The 1682-nt window shown below is 23.3% G+C and carries 1 protein-coding gene and 1 pseudogene; both read left to right on the top strand.

The features are described from left to right. Positions 1-171 (top strand): annotated as a pseudogene (locus tag BGS40_RS09840) (alpha-2,3-sialyltransferase); the annotation flags it as partial. Further along, on the top strand, positions 168-1682 hold a 1515-nt coding region (locus tag BGS40_RS07590), incomplete at its 3' end, for a glycosyltransferase family 2 protein (RefSeq protein WP_096738573.1). The pseudogene BGS40_RS09840 and the gene BGS40_RS07590, both read left to right, overlap by 4 nt.

Here is a 1682-nt window from a genome sequence, read left to right as displayed (position 1 = left end):
CCTTTAGAAACTTATCCTGATTATAATGAAGCTTTAAAAGAAAAAGAATGTTTTACTTATAAATTAGGAGAAGAATTTATTAAAGCTAGTAAGAATTGGTATGGGGGTGGATTATTCTTATTGCCTTGTAGAGTTTTTAAGCTCCATAAAAAATTAGAGAAAAAACAATGAAAACCGTAGGTGTAGTTATCCCAATCTATAATGTAGAAAAATATTTAAGAGAATGTTTAGATAGTGTTGTTAATCAAACTTATAAAAATTTACAAGTTGTACTTGTAAATGATGGAAGTACTGATGAAAACTCACTCAATATAGCAAAAGAATATACTTTAAAAGATGAAAGATTTATACTTTTTGATAAGGAAAATGGAGGACTTTCTTCATCTCGTAATGTAGGCATAGAATTCTTTAGTAAAGAGTATGATTTTAAAAACATTACCCAAGAATTAAAAGAAAACTCCTTAGTAGAATTTAAACTAGACAATGAAGATAATCCTTATAATATTTATAAAATATATAAAAGTTCAAATTTCTTTAAAAACAAAGATGAACTTTTAAATTTTAAAGCTCCTGATATTGATTATATTATCTTTTTAGATTCTGATGATTATTGGGAATTAAATTGCATAGAAGAATGTGTTCCTAGAATGGATGGGGTTGAAGTGGTTTGGTTTGATTGGAAATTTTACTATGAAACAAATAATATAAATTTTGAAAATATAACCTATCATGACAGATATAAATTTAAAGAAAATATTATAACCCCTTTAGATTGGATTAATCAATATAAAAATACTGGAATTACTTGGTTTTCTTTTGCTTGGAATGGAATGATTGATTTTAAACATCTTATAACTTATAACCTTCATTTTATTAAACAAACTATACATGAAGATGTATTTTTTGGAATAAGTTTATTTCTTTCATGCAAATTTATTTCATACCTCCCTTGTAAACTTTATAATTATAGAATTAGGGATAATAGTTTATGTGATTATAGTAATCAAAATAAGAATACTTGGATTAGTCCATATATGAAAAATATTTATAATAAATTTAACAATATAGAACAAACTAAATTTTATCATAGGATCAGTAGCGAAGCTTTAACTTGTATTGAGTTATTAAGTTTTATCGAAAATAAAATTGCCAATAAATACCAAAATACAGTTTTAGAAAATCTTTTAAATGATAGAATATCAGCTCTTTGGCAAATTTTAGATTGCAATAAAGATCCTTTAGATATTTTAAATAAAATTCCTAAAAAACTTTATATAAAAAAAGTTTTTTCATTGAAAAAAGTAATAAAAAATCTAAATAAAATATTAGAAAACAAAAAAACTATAATTATAAACCAAACCAATCAAATTCATAATTTAAATACATCCTTAGAGAATAAAGAAAATCTGTTAAATTTCCAAAATAACTACGGAAAAGCTAAAACAAGAATTCAAAACCAACTTTCTTATAAACTAGGACAAGCTTTGATTATAAATTCTAAAAGTGTATTAGGCTACTTATCTTTACCTTTTATAATATTAAGCATTGTTATTTCACATAAACAAGAACAAAAGGCTTATAAATTTAAAATAAAGAAAAATCCAAATTTGGCTTTACCACCTTTAGAAACTTATCCTGATTATAATGAAGCTTTAAAAGAAAAAGAATGTTTTACTTATAAA

It is taken from the genome of Campylobacter sp. 107 (assembly GCF_002383835.1).
In the GTDB taxonomy this organism is placed as follows: Bacteria; Campylobacterota; Campylobacteria; order Campylobacterales; family Campylobacteraceae; genus Campylobacter_D; species Campylobacter_D jejuni.
This window is presented reverse-complemented; position numbering and strand designations above follow the sequence as displayed.